The 20,795-nt window shown below is 56.4% G+C and carries 13 protein-coding genes; 10 read left to right on the top strand and 3 right to left on the bottom strand.

What is annotated here, in order from left to right; genetic code table 11:
* The first annotated feature begins 5 nt into the window (after positions 1-5).
* A complete protein-coding gene (locus tag N7922_RS01085) occupies positions 6-1,001 on the top strand; it encodes a glycosyl hydrolase family 8 (protein WP_263098868.1) in 996 nt (331 codons plus the stop codon).
* A 271-nt stretch (positions 1,002-1,272) separates the two neighbouring features.
* On the opposite strand, the gene bcsG is transcribed toward N7922_RS01085, so the two are convergent.
* From bcsG to bcsE, 3 genes are read right to left on the bottom strand one after another with little or no spacing between them, the layout of a single operon-like run.
* Complete coding sequence (gene bcsG, locus N7922_RS01090) at positions 1,273-2,952, bottom strand: cellulose biosynthesis protein BcsG (RefSeq protein WP_263098869.1); 1,680 nt, start codon at positions 2,950-2,952, stop codon at positions 1,273-1,275.
* Positions 2,945-3,142, bottom strand: coding sequence for a cellulose biosynthesis protein BcsF (gene bcsF, locus N7922_RS01095; protein ID WP_263098870.1), 198 nt, complete (start codon positions 3,140-3,142; stop codon positions 2,945-2,947). Before bcsF ends, bcsG begins: the two co-directional genes overlap by 8 nt.
* Positions 3,139-4,698: a cellulose biosynthesis c-di-GMP-binding protein BcsE gene (gene bcsE / locus N7922_RS01100; protein ID WP_263098871.1), complete on the bottom strand. Its 1,560-nt coding sequence runs from the start codon at positions 4,696-4,698 to the stop codon at positions 3,139-3,141. The genes bcsF and bcsE overlap by 4 nt, the downstream gene beginning before the upstream one ends.
* Before the next feature lie 174 nt (positions 4,699-4,872).
* On the opposite strand from bcsE, the gene bcsR reads away from it, so the two are divergent.
* The 9 genes from bcsR to N7922_RS01145 all read left to right on the top strand — a co-directional run bounded on the left by bcsR (position 4,873) and on the right by N7922_RS01145 (position 20,769).
* Complete coding sequence (gene bcsR / locus N7922_RS01105) at positions 4,873-5,061, top strand: cellulose biosynthesis protein BcsR (protein ID WP_263098872.1); 189 nt, start codon at positions 4,873-4,875, stop codon at positions 5,059-5,061.
* Positions 5,062-5,072: 11 nt separating this feature from the next.
* Complete coding sequence (gene bcsQ, locus N7922_RS01110) at positions 5,073-5,837, top strand: cellulose biosynthesis protein BcsQ (RefSeq protein ID WP_263098873.1); 765 nt, start codon at positions 5,073-5,075, stop codon at positions 5,835-5,837.
* Positions 5,834-8,452 (top strand): UDP-forming cellulose synthase catalytic subunit, encoded by a 2,619-nt coding sequence (gene bcsA / locus N7922_RS01115; RefSeq protein WP_263098874.1) that lies wholly within the window; start codon positions 5,834-5,836, stop codon positions 8,450-8,452. Before bcsQ ends, bcsA begins: the two co-directional genes overlap by 4 nt.
* A gap of 10 nt (positions 8,453-8,462) precedes the next feature.
* Positions 8,463-10,799, top strand: a complete 2,337-nt coding sequence (gene bcsB, locus N7922_RS01120) for a cellulose biosynthesis cyclic di-GMP-binding regulatory protein BcsB (RefSeq protein WP_263098875.1) — start codon at positions 8,463-8,465, stop codon at positions 10,797-10,799.
* Between the two features lie 5 nt (positions 10,800-10,804).
* Positions 10,805-11,908, top strand: coding sequence for a cellulose synthase complex periplasmic endoglucanase BcsZ (gene bcsZ, locus N7922_RS01125; protein WP_263098877.1), 1,104 nt, complete (start codon positions 10,805-10,807; stop codon positions 11,906-11,908).
* On the top strand, positions 11,890-15,387 hold the full coding sequence (gene bcsC, locus N7922_RS01130; RefSeq protein WP_263098879.1) for a cellulose synthase complex outer membrane protein BcsC: 3,498 nt from the start codon (positions 11,890-11,892) through the stop codon (positions 15,385-15,387). Before bcsZ ends, bcsC begins: the two co-directional genes overlap by 19 nt.
* 220 nt (positions 15,388-15,607) lie before the next feature.
* Positions 15,608-17,614, top strand: coding sequence for a biofilm formation regulator HmsP (hmsP, locus tag N7922_RS01135; RefSeq protein WP_263098880.1), 2,007 nt, complete (start codon positions 15,608-15,610; stop codon positions 17,612-17,614).
* Between the two features lie 156 nt (positions 17,615-17,770).
* Positions 17,771-19,057, top strand: coding sequence for a dicarboxylate/amino acid:cation symporter (locus N7922_RS01140; RefSeq protein ID WP_263098881.1), 1,287 nt, complete (start codon positions 17,771-17,773; stop codon positions 19,055-19,057).
* Positions 19,058-19,275: 218 nt separating this feature from the next.
* Complete coding sequence (locus N7922_RS01145) at positions 19,276-20,769, top strand: M16 family metallopeptidase (RefSeq protein WP_263098882.1); 1,494 nt, start codon at positions 19,276-19,278, stop codon at positions 20,767-20,769.
* The last annotated feature ends 26 nt before the right edge of the window (positions 20,770-20,795 follow it).

Below are 20,795 nucleotides of genomic sequence, written 5' to 3' on the forward strand. Positions count from 1 at the left end.
AACCCATGTTGAAGCGCATTTTCGCCGCGATGGTGGTGATGGTGAGTCTGCTGTTTTCGTCATTTTCCCAGGCCTCTGTGGCTTGGGATAGCTATAAAGCGCGGTTTCTGATGCCGGATGGACGTATCGTTGATACCGGCAACAAAAGCGTTTCTCACACCGAAGGTCAGGGCTACGCCATGCTGATGGCGGTGGCAAATAACGACAGAGCCGCATTCGACAGCATGTGGAACTGGACCAACAACACCCTGAAAAATAAAGATAACGGTCTCTATTACTGGCGTTATAACCCGGTGGAGGCCGATCCCATTCCCGATAAAAACGATGCTACTGACGGCGATGTGCTGATTGCCTGGGCGTTGTTAAAAGCCGGGCAGCGCTGGAATATTCCGGCGTATCTTGCGGCATCCGATGCAATCACGCAGGCGGTGTTGAAACATACGGTGATCAGTTTTGCCGGTTACCGCGTGATGCTGCCAGGAGCGAACGGTTTCAACCTCAATACCTATGTGAACCTCAATCCCTCGTACTTTATCTTCCCGGCATGGCAGGATTTCGCCAACCGTAGCCATCTGGTGGCCTGGCGGGAGCTGATCAAAGACGGGCAAACATTGCTGGGCAAGATGGCCTGGGGTAAGGCGCAGTTGCCGACGGATTGGGTTGCATTGTCGGCGGAGGGCAAGCTGTCGCCAGCCAAAGAGTGGCCGCCGCGCATGAGCTACGATGCGATTCGCATTCCGCTGTATGTGAGCTGGCAGGATGCGCAAAGCCCGTTGTTAACGCCATGGCGCAACTGGTGGCAAGGTTTTAGCCGCAACCAGACGCCTGCCTGGGTGAATGTCACGACCAACGATACTGCGCCGTACAATATGAATGACGGGTTGCTGGCAGTACGTGACCTCACGCTGGGCGCTGCGCCCGCTGAGCCGCAAATCACCGCGCAGGATGATTACTATTCCGCCAGTCTGAAGATGTTGGTGTGGCTGGCGCAGCAGAAGTAACTGTGCTGCTGACCCTCACCCCGGCCCTCTCCCTGAAAGGGAGAGGGAGAAAACCCGCACCATTCTGTACACTTGCCCTGTTATCGAAGGACCCGTGAGGGGAAATCCGCGGCATTCGGTACACCTGCCCTGTTATCGAAGGATCTGTGAGGGGAAAACCTGCGCCATTCTGTATACTCGCCCTGTTATTGAAGGATCTGTGAGAGGAAATCCGCAGCGATCTGTTCCCTCTCCCCTTTGGGGAGAGGGTTAGGGTGAGGGGAAAAGGGCGTTATTGCGGATAGGGCACCCAGTCACCGCCGTTCAGACGGACATAGGGTTTATCCTGATACTGAATAACCACCGCGTTCGCATTCTCCGATACCGGCGCAGTCTGCGGCAGATTGCCGATCAACTGCTGCCAGTTCACGCTATCCTGGGTGAAGATCTTCCCGTCCAGCACGCGCGTAACAATCTCCGAAATCGCAAGGAAACTGCTCGGCTGGTCAATTTCCAGCGGCGCGCCCTGATGCGGCGCTTTCATGCCAAAGAACTTAATCGCGGCTGGCACGTTGGTGATTGACGGGCTGGGGATGTCGCGCAAGCCGGAAACCTGCATCTTATCGCCCTGCAACGCCGCGCCATGTTCCGGCACCAGTACCACCATCACTTTGTGCCCGGATTTTTCCAGTTGAGTGAAGAAAGCATCCAGCTCATCAAACAGCTTCTGCGCCCGCAGCTTGTAATCCGCGCTTTTGCGATCGCCCGGATAGTGGTTGCCATCGTGCAGCGGCAGCAGGTTGTAGAAGGTCGCGGTGCGTTTACCCTGGTTAGTGGCCTCTGACTCCATCCAGCGATTCAGCACGGCGGTATCGTCAAAGATTGGCGAGCCGTCAAAGGAGAGCAGGACCGGTGGCAGACCCGTCTGGTTCATCAGCGGCACTTGTACACCGCCGTTGTCGCGGATCTCTTTCAGGAAGCCGCCGAATTCGCCATTGTGATCCATCATCAACTGCTGGGTAAAACCCAGTTTCGCCAGATTATCAAACAGATAGCATTGTGCGCCTGCCTGCTGATAGAGGTTTTTATGCGACGACTGACCGCAGCTTGCGCGCAACAGGCGAATGGCCGCCGGGCCGCTATAGGCGGTGGCGGAGTTAAAGTGCTTAAACACCATATCGAAGTGTGACCACAGCGGGTGCGACATCAGCCCGGCGGCTTCGATATCTGCCCAGGAGAGCGAACAGATATTGATCATCAGCAGGTCGAAAGGCTGTGAGTCTGCCGCCAGCTCAGTCGGGAAGGTGCTATGACGTTTTTCTTCCGATGCGTAGAAACTGGCCAGCCAGGCATTGAGGTTTTCAGACGTTGGCGGAGCGGTTTGCGCCGGAATATCGCCAACCACTGGTGTATCCCCCGCCGCTGCGACGGTTGCTGCTGCCGCGCCGCCAGTGGTGGTCACCGTGGTGGTTGGCTGGCCTCCGGGCCATAGCGAGAAGGCCGGGCCGGTGAGGGTCAGCACGTTCAGCCAGATCATCAACGCAACGACAAACACCGTCACGCGGATCCACTGCGACAAAAAGAGCCAGGCAATCAGCAGAACAAACAACGCCCCGACCATTTGCCAGTTAATAAAACGCAGCGCCAGGTCAGCCAGGTAACTGGCGCTGAATCCGGCAACCTGCGAACCCTGGCTCATAATGCTTTCCAGCCCCGGCAGCCAGGTATCGTGCCAGAACAGCCCGAAGCCGACAGGAAGGGCAACCCAGTGTCGCAGGCGGTGCAGACGCAGGTTGGGCAGCGGCATCAGCAGGAATGCCATAAACACCAGGTTCAGCAGGGGATGAAAATTAAGGTATCCCGCCCACAGCAGACCGAACTTCACCAGAAAATAGAAGTTCCAACCGGAAAGGCCGCGCCAGTATTGCCACAGCGGCGAAGGCGTTGGAGAGGTCGTTGTATGATTAGTCATGTTTACGGTCTGCCTTGACGAGCGATTCCCGGCGCAAAGTACCGATTGGTTTCACATAGCGGGGTTTGGAAAAGGTTAAACGAAGCGCGGTGCGGATCGGGCGCGACCAGTGGCGGGCAAGATACCCCAACGGGAAGAAGATCAATGCGCACAACACAATAAGCTGAACGATATCGCCAATCGACATCATGATGTACGCTCCGTGTTTTCGCTGAGTAACCGGTAATGTTCCGGGATGCGGCGCCAGGCGGTGCCATCGTGTTCTGCATTGATCACTTTCTTCGTTTCACTCGTGACGATTAACGGTTTTGCCCACTGATCCGGCGTCAGTGTGCGCATTTGCAACAGCTCGGCGGCAATCTGGTTATCTTCGAACCACACCATACGGTTGGAGAAGATGTCCGCGGTTGGCAGCGGAAAAATATGGTTCAGCGCGGTATCGAGATCGTTGACCCGGCAGAATGATAAAAACAGCACCAGCCGGTTATCGCCAATGCTCACGATATCCCCGGTGCGGTTTGTTCGGCACAGGGTGAGCGCTTGCTCAACGCGAATTCCCGGCACCGGTCGCAGGGCGACCATCACCCCTTTGCCATCTGCGGGTAAAAGCTGGTTATTGACCATATTACTGACGGCATCGCAGAACGTGCCCCACGGCTGGTAACCGCGCAGTTTCAGCGGTTGGGTCATCGACAGCAGCGTGGTGATATCTTCCGGCACCCGACGGTTGAACTGCTGGCCTTGTACGCTTTCAATTAACGTTAAACAGCGCGATAACGGGGCATTCCACGGGATAACCATATTGGCTCCGCAGCCCAGCAACAGACGCTCATCCGTGGCGCGCAGGCTGGCGTGGCTTTCACGGACAATGATTTTCAGGCCGCTACCGCGTTGGCGACGCAGCGTGTGGATCTGCCGCGCAATACTGTCTATTTGATTATTTTGCGTGAGCGCAAATATCAATGTCGCCGCCTGGCTGGCACGGGCTTCTTCAAATAACGCTTCGTTAGTTTCAAATAATGACCAGTATTCAGAAAGCGGCGGCGCGCCTTCCAATACAGCAATATTACTTAAGATTCGCTTTTCATCGCTGCGCGGTTGGACGGATGTTTCTTCCCGTTCCGCTAATTGCCAGCGTCCTTTAACATTAAGAATCTGAAGCTGTTGCCGGGCGCTAACTCCTTTTTCATTACACCACCAGGCAACGTCATAAACATGTAAATCATTCTGATAGCGTAAACTGGCCAGGCCAAATAATGTGCGATATGCACTCATCAGAATCGACGTCTGTTTATCGCTGTTGCCGCTGGGGTTAATTATCAACAATGCGCATTTATGGTATTTCGCCCATGCGTGAGTTTTTTCCAGCCATCTTTGCAAATTAGCCACGGGAATATTCTGAAAGGCATTGTTGGCGCAGAGCAGGATCAGTAAATAATTCTCAGGCTCCACTGAACACAGTAAATCGCGGGTGAAAAAGTATAGACTATTTTCCCGATTTGGCATGGAAAAGAGCTGGACTTTTTCGGGTCCGTGATCGTTATCCAGATGGATGATTTTATGCAGATCGTGGCCCATGCCAATTATTGCGACTTTTGCTTCTTTATCTTGTGTCGCAATGGTCTGATTTATAAGATTAATCGCATCCTGTTCGCGATCGGCATTTAACCACCAGACGCCGCCTGCGGGCATATGACGTAATTCATCCCATAACGACTGGATTCCAATAGAAAATACGGGGTCCACGATGTCCCTCTTACAGAGAATTTAACTGTATCTCAGTTTACTAGCGTAAGCGAAGAAATAAACCTAACATTGAAATTAAAGAACATCAGATTTAGCATGTAAACGAATTTTCTCAGGCGCGTTTGCCTTGCTTCATTTGCTCAAGTGCTTTTTATTCATAGGGATCGGTTAAACATGCATAGCGATGAATTCGAAACTCAGACAGATCCCACGCTGGGCTACACATTTCAAAATGATTTTCTGGCGCTGAGCAAAGCATTTTCATTGCCTGAAATAGATTATGCCGATATTTCCCAACGAGAACAGTTGGCGGCAGCTATTAAGCGTTGGCCACTGCTTGCTGAATTCGCCCGTCAACAATAAGGGAGCCATGAATGGCCATCTTGGGATTACAGGGGATACGCGGTGGCGTGGGTACAACATCAATCACTGCGGCTCTGGCCTGGTCATTGCAATTATTAGGCGAGTCGGTGCTCGTTATTGACGCGTGCCCCGATAATCTTCTGCGCCTGTCATTTAATGTCGATTTCGATCATAACGGCGGTTGGGCGCGCGCTTTACTGGATGGTCAGGACTGGCGCGATGCGGGACTGCGTTACACCTCTCAACTTGATGTCTTGCCTTTTGGCCGGCTGACGACAAGCGAATGGGAAAATAGCCAGCGACTGCCCGACGTGCTTAACGCGCTCACCTCTATTCTGCAGGCGCTACAAACGCAGCAGCATTATCAGTGGGTATTGATCGACCTGCCGCACGGTTATTCGCCACTGGCTCGCCAGTTTATTGAGCAGTGCGATCATACGCTGACCATTATCAAGCCGGACACGAACTGCCACGTGCGTCTGCACCAGCAGGTTTTGCCGGTGGGCACGCATATTCTGATAAACGATCTGCGCGTAGGCAGTCAGTTACAGGATGACCTCTGGCAGGTGTGGTTACAAAGCCAGCGACGAATGCTGCCGATCTATATTCATCGCGATGAAGCGATGGCGGAATGCATGGCGTCAAAACAGCCGCTGGGCGAATACCGTGCCGATGCGTTGGCGGCGGAAGAGGTGTTAACGCTGGCGAACTGGTGCCTGCTGCATTGTGCGCAAACGCGTGCGGACAGCGGGGAGCCCGCAAGGAGCCCGCAATGAGTCGCCTGTCCGCCTGGTTGCTGATCCCACCGGTTAGCGCGCGTTTAAGCGAGCGCTATCAGCACTATCGCCGTCATGGCGCCTCCGGGTTCAGCGCGGCCTCTGGCTGCTTCTGGGCGATACTCGCATGGATGTTTATTCCGCTGGAGCATCCGCGCTGGCAGCTGCTGCGTGCGCAGCAACATCAGCTATTTCCGCATATCGATCCTGACAAACCCCGCCCTCTCGACCCGGCGCGCTATCTGGTGCAAACCCTTTGGCTGTTAGTCACCTTGCCCTGGGGACCGCCGAAATCCGCGCGTCGTCAGCGTTTTGCCCGGGCTCGCGCGTTGCGAGGGCGCTGGTATCACTGGCTGGATAGTCTGCCAGCACGGGTAACGCAACGTACCGGTCACCTCGACCACAAAAAAGAGCTGGCGCATATTCATCCGCGCGTCCGGCGTTTCATTCTTGGCGTGGTGGTTGTCTTCTCGCTGGTTCTGGCGATTTTGTGTATTACACAGCCCTTTAACCCGCTTTCGCAGTTTGTGTTCCTGATGCTGCTATGGGGTGTGGCCTTGCTGGTGCGGCGCATTCCGGGGCGCTTCTCGGCGTTAATGTTGATTGTTCTGTCGCTCACCGTTTCCTGTCGTTATATCTGGTGGCGTTATACCTCGACGCTGAACTGGAACGATCCGGTCAGTCTGGTGTGTGGTCTGATACTGCTGTTCGCGGAAACCTACGCCTGGATTGTGCTGATCCTCGGTTATTTCCAGGTGGTGTGGCCGCTCAATCGCCAGCCGGTGCCGCTGCCGAAAGAGATGGCGCTGTGGCCCTCGGTGGATATCTTCGTGCCCACCTATAACGAAGATTTAAGCGTGGTGAAAAACACCATTTACGCGTCATTGGGCATTGACTGGCCGAAAGATAAACTCAAAATCTGGATCCTCGACGATGGCGGCCGTGACGAGTTTCGCGTCTTCGCCAACACCGTTGGGGTGGAGTACATCGCTCGCACCACTCACGAACACGCCAAAGCCGGGAATATCAACAATGCCCTGAAGTATGCGAAGGGCGAGTTTGTGTCGATTTTCGACTGCGACCACGTGCCCACGCGCTCGTTCCTGCAAATGACCATGGGCTGGTTCCTGAAAGAGAAAAAACTGGCGATGATGCAGACGCCGCACCATTTTTTCTCGCCGGATCCGTTTGAACGTAACCTTGGGCGTTTTCGTAAAACGCCGAACGAAGGCACGCTGTTCTATGGCCTGGTGCAGGACGGCAACGACATGTGGGACGCCACCTTCTTCTGCGGCTCTTGTGCGGTGATCCGTCGTGAACCGTTGGATCAAATCGGCGGTATTGCGGTAGAAACCGTCACCGAAGATGCGCACACCTCCCTGCGTTTACACCGCCTGGGCTACACCTCCGCGTATATGCGTATTCCGCAGGCGGCAGGGCTGGCGACGGAGAGTTTGTCTGCGCATATTGGTCAGCGTATTCGCTGGGCGCGCGGCATGGTGCAGATCTTCCGCCTCGATAACCCGCTGTTCGGCAAAGGGCTGAAGCTCGGGCAGCGACTGTGCTACGTCAACGCCATGTTTCACTTCTTGTCCGGCATTCCACGACTGATCTTTCTGACCGCGCCGCTGGCGTTTTTGCTGCTGCATGCCTACATCATTTATGCCCCGGCGCTGATGATCGCGCTGTTCGTTCTGCCGCATATGATCCACGCCAGCCTGACCAACTCGAAAATTCAGGGCAAATACCGTCACTCCTTCTGGAGTGAGATTTATGAAACGGTACTGGCCTGGTATATCGCACCGCCTACGATGGTGGCGCTCTTTAACCCGCACAAAGGCAAGTTTAACGTCACGGCGAAAGGCGGCCTGGTGGAAGAAGAGTATGTGGATTGGGTGATTTCCCGTCCCTATATCTACCTGGTGCTGATTAACGTGCTCGGTCTGGCGGTTGGCGTATGGCGCTACTTCTACGGGCCGGAAAACGAAATCCTGACGGTCTTCGTCAGTATGGCGTGGGTGTTCTACAACATGGTTATTCTCGGCGGCGCGGTGGCGGTATCGGTGGAAAGCAAGCAGGTTCGCCGGGCGCACAGGGTGGAAATGTCCATGCCCGCGGCAATTGCCCGCGAAGATGGCCATCTTTTCTCCTGTACCGTGCATGACTTCTCTGACGGCGGTCTGGGCATCAGGATCAACGGCCAGGCGCAGGTGCTTGAAGGGCAACGCGTGAACCTGTTGCTGAAGCGCGGTCGGCAGGAGTACGTCTTTCCCACGACCGTGGCGCGCGTCTCCGGCAATGAGGTCGGTCTGCAACTGATGCCGTTGACCACCAAACAGCATATCGATTTTGTGCAGTGTACGTTTGCCCGTGCCGACACATGGGCGTTGTGGCAGGACAGTTTTCCGGAAGATAAACCGCTGGAAAGCCTGTTCGATATTTTGAAATTGGGTTTCCGCGGCTATCGCCATCTCGCGGAATTCGCTCCGTCGTCAGTGAAGGTGATTTTCCGTGTGCTCACCGGCCTGGTCTCCTGGGGGGTGTCGTTCATCCCTCGCAGGCCAGCACGGAACCTGACGGCACAGCAACCGAATCCGGTTATGGCTCAACAATGATGAAAACGCGATGAAAAGAAAATTCTCCTGGATTTGTGCAGTGGCAGTGGGGATGAGCGCGCTGCCCCCGATGACGACCCTCGCGGCGCCTGCGAACCCCGCTGCGCTGGCTACCGGGCAGATGCTGCCTACCGCCAATGGTGCGGAGGTGGTGGGCCAGGTTATGCCTGGTGTACAGGGCGCGAATGCGCCGGTGGTGGCGGAAAACGCCCCGTCCCGCGATGTGAAGCTAACGTTTGCTCAGATTGCGCCGCCGCCGGGCAGTATGGTGCTGCGCGGCGTCAATCCGAATGGCGGTGTCGAGTTTGGCATGCGTAGCGATGAGCTGGTGTCAAAAGCGGTGCTGAACCTTGAGTACACGCCGTCACCGTCGCTGCTGCCCGTGCAATCGCAGTTGAAGGTTTACCTGAACGATGAATTGATGGGCGTGCTGCCGGTCACCAAAGAGCAACTGGGCAAAAAAACGCTGGCTCAGGTGCCGATTAACCCGCTTTTTATCGCCGATTTTAACCGTGTGCGTCTGGAGTTTGTCGGACACTATCGCGATGTCTGTGAAAACCCGGCCAGTAACACGCTGTGGCTGGATATCGGGCGCAGCAGTTCGCTGGATCTGACCTACCAGAAGCTGGCGCTGCAAAACGATCTGTCTCACTTCCCTGTTCCGTTCTTTGACGCGCGTGATAACCGTGCCTTAACGCTGCCGATGGTCTTTGCCGATGCGCCGGGCCTGGGGCAACAGCAGGCGGCGGCCGTTATCGCGTCCTGGTTTGGTTCGCGCTCCGGCTGGCGCGGGCAGACGTTCCCGGTCAGTTACAACACCCTGCCGGACAGTAACGCCATTGTTTTCGCCACCAATGATAAGCGCCCGGACTTCCTGCGTGATGCCCCGGCGGTGAAAGGGCCGACCATCAGCATGATTGCGCATCCGGATAATCCGTATGTGAAGTTGTTGGTGGTGATGGGCCGTGACGATAACGATCTGTTGCAGGCGGCAAAAGGGATTGCGCAGGGCAATGTGTTGTTCCGTGGTGATAGCGTCACCGTTGATGACGTGAAACCGTTGCTGGCGCGTCAGCCCTACGATGCGCCGAACTGGATCCGTACCGATCGTCCGGTCAGTTTTGGCGAGCTGAAAACCTATGAAGAGCAGTTGCAATCAACCGGGTTGCAGCCCGCGTCGATCAACGTGGCGCTGAACCTGCCGCCGGATCTCTATCTGCTGCGCAGTAACGGCATTGATATGAACCTCAATTACCGTTATACCGCGCCGCCGACGAAAGATAACTCGCGCATGGATATCAGCCTGAACAACCAGTTCCTGCAATATTTCAGCCTGCTGAGTAACCAGGACAGCAATAAGTTGCTGCTGCGCCTGCCGGTGCTTCAGGGGTTGCTGGACGGTAAAACGGATGTCTCCATTCCGGCGCTGAAACTGGGTGCGGTCAACCAGTTGCGCTTTGATTTCCAGTACATGAATCCGATGCCGGGCGGCACCATTGATAACTGCGTGACCTTCCAGCAGGTGGATAACCGCGTGGTCATTGGCGACGATTCCACCATCGATTTCTCGAAGTATTACCACTTTATCGCCATGCCGGATCTGCGTGCTTTCGCCAATGCGGGCTTCCCGTTCAGCCGGATGGCGGATCTGTCGCAAACGCTGGTGGTGATGCCGCCTAAACCCGCGCCTGCGCAACTGACCACGCTGCTCGATGCGTTGGGCACCGTTGGCGCGCAGACGGGCTTCCCGGCTATCAACGTGCAGTTGACCGACGATGCCAGCAAAATCCAGGGCAAAGATGCGGATATCATGATCGTCGGCGCGATTCCGCCCGCGCTCAAAGATGATAAGAAAATCGACCTGCTGGTTGAGGCGGCGCAAAGCTGGGTGAAAACACCGCAGCGCCAGACTCTATTCGCGTCGAACCTGCCGGATGAAGCCGATCGCCAGGCGGAGACGCAGACCGCCATCACCTCCGACGGCCCGATGGCAGCCATTGTCGGCTTCCAGTCACCGTTTAACGATCAGCGCAGCGTAGTCGCACTGCTGGCGGATAGCCCGCGCGGTTACACCTTGCTCAATCAGGCAATGAATGACAGCGGCAAACGCGCGGCGATTTTCGGTTCGGTGTCGGTGATCCGCGAGTCCGGGGTGAACGGTTTACGCGTTGGCGACATCTATTATGTGGGCCATTTACCGTGGTTTGAGCGTGTCTGGTATGCGCTGGCGAACCATCCTGTGCTGCTGGCGGTGCTGGCGGCGGTGAGTATTGTGCTGCTGGCGTGGGTGCTGTGGCGTCTGTTGCGGATCATCAGCCGCCGTCGTCTTGACCCGGATCACGAGTAACGGCGATGAAGGCGTTACGTTGGGTTGTAATGGCGCTGGTGCTGGCGGCGGTGAATGTGCGCGCCGCCTGCACATGGCCCGCCTGGGAGCACTTCAAACAGGCGTATATCAGCGATGGCGGGCGGGTGATTGACCCCAGCGATGCGCGCAAGATAACCACCTCGGAAGGGCAAAGCTATGCCTTGTTCTTCGCGCTGGCGGCGAATGACCGTCCGATGTTCGATAACGTGCTGGAATGGACGAAAGACAATCTGGCGCAGGGGGATCCCGGCGAACACCTTCCGGCCTGGCTGTGGGGGAAAAAGGACGAAAGCAACTGGACCGTGCTGGATAGTAACTCCGCGTCGGATGCGGATATCTGGATAGCCTGGTCACTGCTGGAAGCCGGACGCTTATGGAAAGAAGAGCGCTATACCACCCTGGGCAAGGCGTTGTTAAACCGCATCGCCAAAGAGGAAGTGGTGACTGTACCAGGACTGGGGCCAATGCTGCTACCGGGAAAAGTCGGCTTTGCCGAGGAGACGGTCTGGCGGTTTAACCCCAGCTACCTGCCACCGCAGCTTGCCCGCTATTTGACCCGTTTTGGCGAGCCCTGGGCGGCACTGCAGGAGACCAATCACCGGTTGTTGCTGGAGACGGCGCCGAAGGGGTTTTCGCCGGACTGGGTGCGTTATGAAAAAAGTAAAGGCTGGCAACTGGCCCCCGATAAGACGTTGATCAGTGGCTACGACGCCATCCGCGTCTATCTGTGGGTGGGAATGATGAACGACCGCGATGCGCAAAAAACGCCTCTGCTCGAACGGTTAAAACCGATGGCGGCGGTGACGGCGAAAAATGGCGTGGTGCCGGAAAAAGTGGATGTCGCCACTGCGCAGCCGCGCGGTAATGGCCCGGTTGGCTTTGCCGCTGCGCTGTTGCCCTTCTTACAGGATCGTGATGCGCAGGCCGTGCAACGGCAAAACGTCGCTGACCATTTCCCGGGCGATGATGCTTATTACAGTTATGTTCTTACCCTGTTCGGTCAAGGCTGGGATGAGCACCGTTTTCGTTTCACCTCTCGCGGTGAGTTACAACCTGACTGGGGCCAGGCATGCGCAAGTTCACAGTAAGCTTACTTTGTCTCTCACTCGCGCTTGCGCTGACGCCAGCCACGCAGGCGGATGAACCCACCGCTCAGCAGCAGCTGCTGTCACAGGTGCGGCTGGGTGAAGCCACCAAACGTGAGGACCTGGTACGTCAGTCGTTGTACCGACTCGAACTTATCGATCCGGATAACCCGGAAGTGATTGCCGCGCGTTTTCGCTATTTACTGCGCCAGGGCGATAACGCCGGGGCGCAAAAGCAGCTCGACCGCATGAAGCAACTGGCGCCGGATTCCTCAGCGTATAAATCCTCCGTGACGACGATGACGCTCTCTGGCGCAGAGGGACGCCAGGCGTTGCAACAGGCGCGCTTACAGGCCACGACAGGGCATGTGCCGGAAGCGCTCGCAGCCTATGATGCGTTGTTTAAAGGTAATCCACCGGAGGGCGATCTGGCGGTGGAGTACTGGGCGTTGGTCGCGAAAGTTCCGGCGCGTCGCAGTGAGGCAATCACGCAACTGAAAGCACTGAACGCTCGCAATCCGGGTAATGAGGCACTGCAAAATTCGCTGGCGCAATTGCTGTTTGGCGACGGTCGCGATGCCGAAGGGTATGCGGTGCTGGAGCAGATGGCGAAATCCAGCGCGGGTCGTGAAGCGGCGGCAGGGCTCTGGTATCAGCAGATCCAACGCATGCCGGTGAGTGACGCCAGCGTGAAAGCACTACAACGTTTTCTGACCGTATTCAGCTCGGGCGATACCGTGGACAGCGCACGCACGCAGCTCGCCGCGCAGCAAAAACAGCTTGCCGATCCGGCGTTTCGCGCCCGGGCCACCGGCCTGGCGGCGGTGGATGCCGGACAGGGGGCAAAAGCGGTGGGTGAGTTGCGCCAGGCCGTCACTGCCAACCGAACGGACAGTGAAGCCGTTGGCGCGCTCGGGCAAGCCTATTCGCAAAGCGGCGATCGCGCCCGTGCGGTGGCGCAATTCGAAAAAGCCATCGCCATGGATCCCACCAGTGGTAACCGCAGTAAGTGGGAGAGTTTGTTAAAAACCAACCGTTACTGGCTGCTGATCCAACAAGGTGACGCGGCGTTAAAAGCGAACAACCCAGCTGAGGCGGAGCGCCTCTATTCGCAGGCGCGGCGTATTGATAACACCGACAGCTATGCGGTGCTTGGCCTTGGCGATGCGGCGATGGCCCGCAAGGACAGCAACGCAGCGGAAGGGTTTTACCGCCAGGCGCTGCGTATGGACAGCGGCAACAGCAATGCGGTGCGCGGTCTGGCGAATATTTATCGCGCACGCTCGCCGCAAGAAGCCGACACGTTTATTCAGTCGCTTTCCGCCAGCCAGCGTCGCAGCATTGATGACATTGAGCGCGGGCTGAAAAATGATCGACTGGCGCAGCAGGCGGAAGCGCTGGAAAACAGCGGCCAGTGGGCACAGGCAGCGGAGTTGCAACGCCAGCGGCTGGCGCTCGATCCTGGTAGCGTGTGGGTGACTTACCGTCTGGCGAGCGACCTGCGCCAGGCCGGACAGCAGCACGAAGCCGATGCGCAAATGCAGCGTCTCGCCGCACTCAAACCTGGCGATCCGGAGCAGGTGTACGCCTATGGCCTGTATCTCTCCGGCAATAATCAGGAAATGGCGGCGCTGAATCATCTTAATGGGCTGCCGAAAGCGCAGTGGAACAGCAATATTCAGGAACTGGCGGAGCGGCTGCAAACCAATCGCCTGCTGGAAAACGCCAACCGGCTGCGCGACAGCGGCCATGAAGAGCAGGCGCGGGCGCTACTGGCGCAGCAGCCTGCGTCGACGCGTATTGATTTGACGCTGGCCGACTGGGCGCAGCAGGGTGGCGATAGCGCGTCTGCGCAGCACTATTTCAACCGGGTGCTGGAGCGGGATACAAATAACCCGGATGCGCGGCTTGGTCTGGCGGAGTTGTACGCCGCCGATGGCAATAAAATGGCGGCGCGCGCGCAACTGGCGAAGTTGCCCGCCCCGACGGCGGCGCAACCGCAATCCATCAATACCCAGCGGCGTCTGGCGCTGGTGCAGGCCGCACTTGGCGATACCGACAGCGCCCGGCAAACCTTTAGCCGCATTACGCCGCAGGCCAAAGCGCAGCCGCCGTCGATGGAGAGCGCGTTGGTGTTGCGCGATGCTGCCCGTTTTCAGGCGCAGCAGGGCGAGCCGCAGCAGGCACTGGAAACCTGGAAAGATGCCATGGTGGCGTCCGGCGTGACCACCACACCGCCTGTGGATAACGACACCTTTACGCGTTTAACGCGCAATAACGCGAAAGATGACTGGCTGAAGCGCGGCATCCGCAGTGATGCGGCCGATCTCTACCGGCAACAGGATATCAATGTCACGCTGCAGCATGATTATTGGGGTTCCAGCGGTACCGGCGGTTATTCCGATCTGAAAGCCCATACCACCATGTTGCAGGCAGATGCGCCGCTGGCGGACGGGCGGATGTTCTTCCGCACCGATGTGGTGAATATGAATGTGGGCAGCTTCGCCACCACAAATGATGTTTACGAGCCCAATTGGGGCACCTGTTCCGCAACGCCATGTAGCGGCAACACCAGCCAGAAAGCCAACGGCGCAAGTCTCGCGGTCGGCTGGCAAAATGGCACCTGGTCGGGGGACATCGGCACCACGCCGATGGGGTTTGATGTAGTGGACATGGTGGGTGGCCTGAGCTACAGCAGCGATTTGGGGCCGCTGGGGTACACCGTTAACGTCCATCGTCGGCCGATTTCCAGCTCATTACTGGCGTTCGGCGGGCAAAAAGATCCGAATACTGGCCTGACATGGGGCGGCGTCCGCGCCACCGGTGGCGGCATTAGCCTGAGTTACGACAAAGGGGAAGCAAACGGCGTCTGGTCGAGTTTGAATGCGGATTCCATCACCGGTAAGAACGTGGCGGATAACTGGCGTGTCCGCTGGATGACCGGCTATTACTACAAGCTGATCAACAAAGATAATGAGCGTCTGACCGTCGGCCTCAACAATATGCTGTGGCATTACGACAAGGATCTGAGCGAGTACACGCTGGGACAGGGCGGCTATTACAGTCCGCAGCAGTATATCTCGTTCGCGGTGCCGGTTGTCTGGCGGAAACGTACGGCAAACTGGTCGTGGGAGCTGGGCGCGTCTGGCTCGTGGTCGCACTCAAAAACCGACGGCATCAAACGCTATCCGTTGCAGAACCTGATCCCGGATAACCAGTTCTTTGCCAATGGCGACCCGATGTACTCGGATAAGGACAATGGCAGTGCGAGCAGCAGTTCGAACGGTTTTGGTTATACCGCACGTGCGCTGGTGGAGCGCCGGGTGACGTCCCACTGGTTTATTGGTGCGGGTGTCGATATTCAGCAAGCGAAGGATTACACCCCAAGCCATGCGTTGATTTATGTGCGTTATTCCGGTGCCGGGTGGCAGGGCGATATGGATATGCCGCCGCAAACGCTCACGCCTTACGCTGACTGGTAAAAAAAGGACAATTCCTGGTGGTGAATCGCTGTGCGCCATGGCAGGCGTATAGTGATTAAACGCCAGTGATTCAATCTGTTACCAATAATGATTGCCGCTATCCTCTTTCGCGTTGCAATCTGGCTGGTCGTTTGTCTCAAGAGCGTCACGATCGAGTATAATCTGGCGGCAGAGTCGCTGTTGATTTCCTCTGCGCTTATCGTACCTCTGGAGAGTGATTTTGCGTGTTAGCCGTTCTTTAACCATTAAACAGATGGCCATGGTGTCTGCCGTGTCCATGGTGTTTATTTTCATTTTTTGCGTCATTCTGCTGTTTCATTTCTTACAGCAGAATCGCTATAACACGGCTACGCAACTGGAAAGCATTGCCCGCTCCGTTCGTGAACCGCTCTCGGCGGCGATTCTGAAAGCCGATATTCCGGAAGCGGAATCTATCCTGAAGCAAATTAAACCAGCCGGGGTGGTGAGTCGGGCGGATGTCGTGCTGCCCAATCAATTTCAGGCGCTGCGCATGCGCTTTATTCCGGAGCGCCCGGTGCCGGTGATGATCACCCGGATATTTGAATTACCGATCCAGATCTCGCTGCCGATTTATTCGCTGGAGCGCCCGGCCAACCCTCAGCCATTGGCTTATCTGGTATTGCAGGCCGATTCGTACCGCGTCTATAAATTTGTCATCAGCACGCTCTCTACGTTAGTGACTGCTTACTTGCTTCTTTGGCTGATGCTGACCGTGGCGATCTCCTGGTGCATGAACCGGTTACTGGTGCACCCGCTGCGGAAAATCGCCCGTGAGTTGAATGACCTTCCGGCAGAGGATCGCCTTGGGCACCAGTTGGTTCTGCCTTCCCATCACCATGATGATGAAATAGGCATGCTGGTGCGCAGCTACAACCGACACCAGCAGCAATTGCTGCGCGAATATGATGCGTTAAACCTGCAATCGACGCAGTTCCCGGTGTCTGAACTGCCGAACAAAGCTTTTCTGATGGCGTTGCTGGAGCAGACGGTCGCGCGGAAAAAGACCACGGCGCTGATGGTGATTGCCTGCGACACGCTGCGTGATACCGCGGGTGTGTTGCAGGAAAATCAGCGAGAAATGCTGCTGCTGACGCTGGTAGAGAAGCTGAAGTCGGTGCTGTCACCGCGTATGACGCTTGCACAGGTCAGCGGTAATGACTTCGCGATTATCGCCCACGGCATAAAGGCACCGTGGCAGGCCATGACTTTAGGTCAGCAAGTACTCACTGCGATTAACGAGCGGATCCCGCTTCAGGGGATCCAGCTACGCCCGACCGCCAGCATCGGCGTGGCGATGTTTTATGGCGACCTTTCCGCTGAGCAGCTTTACCGCCGCGCGGTATCCGCCGCCAGCAGTGCGCGGCACAAAGGGAAAAACCAGATCCAGTTCTTCGACCCGCAACACATGGCGCTGGCGCAGCAGCGTCTGGCGCTTGAGAGCGATATTCTCACCGCGCTCGAGCAAGGTAAATTTGCGATTTGGCTGCAACCGCAGGTGGATCTCGCCAGCGGCGAACTCAGGAGCGCGGAAGTGCTGTTGCGTATGCAACAGCAGGATGAGCGCTGGGATTTACCTGAAGGATTGATAGAGCGTATTGAATCTAGCGGGTTGATGATCAACGTCGGTTACTGGGTGCTTGAAGAGTCCTGTCGCTTACTGGCGGCATGGCAATCGCGGGGGATTATGCTGCCGCTGTCGGTCAACCTCTCCGCCTTGCAGCTTCTCCATCACAATATGGTGCCCGATATGCTTGAACTGCTGCATCGCTACCGTATTGCGCCAGCTACGCTGATCCTGGAAATCACGGAAAGCCGTCGTATTGATGACCCGCAAGCGGCGGTGGCGATCCTGCGTCCGCTGCGCGAGGCCGGGGTTCGCATTGCGCTGGATGACTTCGGTATGGGCTACGCCGGGTTACGTCAGTTACAACATATGAAGTCGCTGCCTGTGGATGTGCTGAAAATCGACAAGACGTTTGTTGACGGGTTACCGGATGACAACAGCATGGTGTCGGCCATTATTCAGATGGCGCGCAGCCTTGAGCTGGACATTATTGCTGAAGGGGTGGAGCGGGAAAACCAGCGCGCCTGGCTGGCGCAGGCGGGCGTAAATGTGGCGCAAGGTTTCCTTTTTGCCCACGCGTCGTCAACAGAGGCGTTTGAACAGCGCTGGTTTGCCGCTTCGGACAGGGCTGAAAATCGGTAAATTGTTACGAGGTTGTGCGAGTCAGTTCAAACTTTTTAACATTGTTGTTTCAGATTTGATGTAAGTTTATTTCTGTCGTGTTTGACGGGTGTTATTTTTAAACCGCAGGCTAATTGAAAACCCCACAAAGCCTGAGGTTTAATCCAAGGACACCTTATGAAAACCTCTCTGTTTAAAAGTCTCTACTTTCAGGTTCTGACAGCGATAGCCATCGGTATTCTGCTTGGCCATTACTACCCTGAATTAGGTGCGCAGATGAAGCCGCTTGGTGATGGCTTCGTTAAGCTTATCAAGATGATCATCGCGCCCGTCATTTTCTGTACGGTTGTCACCGGTATCGCTGGTATGGAAAGCATGAAGGCGGTCGGTCGCACCGGTGCAGTGGCACTGCTCTATTTTGAGGTCGTCAGTACCCTGGCGCTGATTATCGGCCTGGTCATTGTTAACGTGGTGCAACCCGGCGCGGGAATGAATGTCGACCCCGCGACACTGGACGCGAAAGCGGTGGCGGTTTATGCCGAACAGGCGCAGCAACAGGGGATTATTGCCTTCCTGTTGGATGTGATCCCCGCCAGCGTCATTGGCGCGTTCGCCAGCGGCAATATCCTTCAGGTGCTGTTGTTTGCCGTGCTGTTTGGCTTTGCGTTGCATCGTCTCGGTCATAAAGGCCAGCTGATTTTCAACGTTATCGAAAGCTTCTCGCAGGTGATTTTCGGCATCATCAACTTCATCATGCGTCTTGCGCCGATTGGCGCATTCGGCGCGATGGCGTTCACCATTGGCAAATACGGCGTCGGCACGCTGGTGCAGCTCGGCCAGTTGATTATTTGCTTCTATGCGACCTGTATTCTGTTTGTGGTGGTGGTGCTCGGCGCGATTGCCCGGGCGACCGGGTTCAGCATCTTCAAGTTTATTCGCTATATCCGTGAAGAGCTGCTGATCGTGCTGGGGACATCGTCGTCGGAGTCTGCGCTGCCGCGTATGCTGGAGAAGATGGAACGGCTGGGCTGCCGCAAATCGGTGGTCGGGCTGGTTATTCCGACGGGGTACTCCTTTAACCTCGACGGTACCTCAATCTACCTGACGATGGCGGCGGTGTTTATCGCCCAGGCCACCAATAGCCATATGGATATCTTCCATCAAATTACGCTGCTGGTGGTGTTGCTGCTCTCCTCGAAAGGCGCTGCCGGGGTGACCGGGAGTGGCTTTATTGTGCTGGCCGCGACGCTCTCTGCGGTGGGCCATCTGCCGGTGGCGGGCCTGGCGCTGATTCTGGGGATTGACCGCTTTATGTCGGAAGCTCGTGCGTTAACCAACCTCGTGGGTAACGGCGTGGCGACCATTGTGGTGGCGAAGTGGGTTAAGGAACTGGATCAGAAACAGTTGTCCGACACGCTCAATAATCGAGCTGAAAGCGGAAAAACTCGCGAAATTTCCTCATAATTTCATGACTTATGACCGCAGTCCCTTGTCGGACTGCGGGCTTCTGCGCATAATTCCCCCTATTACCGTCACCATTCACGATGAATTTTCGGGATTATTCACTTCACGGTGTGACGTTTTGCTTTTCCTGCGGTCTAAAAGCGAAGTGTTTTTACGTATCTTTCGGCCTCCTCCTGGAGGGCTGACTTTTTAACCAGGAATGTTGATTAGGGGTTCTCATGCAGGGCACAAAAATTCGGTTGTTAACAGGCGGTTTGCTGATGCTGGCGGCTGTCGGTTATGTGCAGGCAGATGCGCTCCAGCCCGACCCGGCCTGGCAACAAGGGACACTGGGAAATGGTTTTCAGTGGCAGGTTTTAGCCACGCCGCAGCGTCCCAGCGATCGCATTGAAATTCGCCTGTCTATTAATACCGGTTCGCTCACCGAAAGCACGCAACAGAGCGGTTTCAACCATTTTATTCCTCGTATCGCGCTGACCCATAGCGGTCCACTGGAGCCTGCGCAGGTGCGTTCGCTCTGGCAGCAAGGCATCGATCCGAAACGTCCGTTGCCGCCAGCGGTGGTGTCGTACGACTTTACGCAGTACAGCCTGAGTCTGCCGAATAATCGTGGCGACTTGCTGAAAGAGGCGCTGGTCTGGCTGGCGGATGCCGCCGGGAACTTAGCCATTACGCCCGAGACGGTGAATCATGCGCTTGCCAGCAACGATATGGTCGTCACCTGGCCTGGCGATACGACAGACAACGCATGGCGTTATCGTCTGAAAGGTTCTGCGCTGCTGGCTCACGATCCGTCAGTAATGCCAAAAGAGCCGATCGATGCCGCGCAGGTCAAAGCGTTCTACGAGAAATGGTATACGCCGGACGCCATGACGCTGATTGTGGTCGGCAATGTGGACAGTCGCGCGATTGCCGAGCAAATCAATAAAACCTTTGGTGAGCTGAAGGGGAAACGCCATACGCCGGCCCCTGTGCCGACGCTGTCGCCATTGCCGCCGCAGCCGGTAAGCCTGATGACCGACGCGGTCACGCAGGATCGCCTGTCAATCATGTGGGATTCCGCCTGGCAGCCGATCCGTGAATCGTCGGCGCTGGAGCGATACTGGCGTGCGGATTTGGCGCGCGAAGCGCTGTTCTGGCACATCCAGCAGAACCTGACCCGCAATAACGCCAAAGATATTGGCCTGAGCTTCGAGTGCCGGGTGCTGTTCCAGCGTGCGCAATGCGCCATTAATGTTGATTCGCCGAACGACAAGCTCAATGCCAATGCGGGCCTGATCGCGCGTGAACTGGGGAAAGTGCGGCAAAAAGGTCTGCCGGAAGAGGAGTTCAAGGCGCTGATCGCGCAGAAGAACCTTGAGTTGCAGAAACTGTTTGCGACCTATGCCCGCACCGGCACCGATATTCTGATTAGCCAGCGGATGCGCTCGTTGCAAAACCAGGTCGTGGACATTGCCCCGGAGCAGTATCAGAAACTGCGTCAGGGCTTCCTTAACAGCCTTACGCCGGAAATGCTGAACCAGGATCTGCACCAGCAGCTGTCGCAGGATATGTCGCTGATCCTGTTGCAGCCAAAAGGCGAGCCGGAATACAACATGAAGGATTTGCAGGCGACGTGGGAAGAGGTGATGGCGCCAGCCGAAGCCGCAACTGCGCCGGCAAGCAATGATGATGTGCGTTCCGATGTGTCGGATATTCCGCCACGGCAATGATGAAAACGACGCCTCTCCCCATCGGG

It is taken from the genome of Kosakonia sp. ML.JS2a (assembly GCF_025642095.1).
Taxonomy (GTDB): Bacteria; Pseudomonadota; Gammaproteobacteria; order Enterobacterales; family Enterobacteriaceae.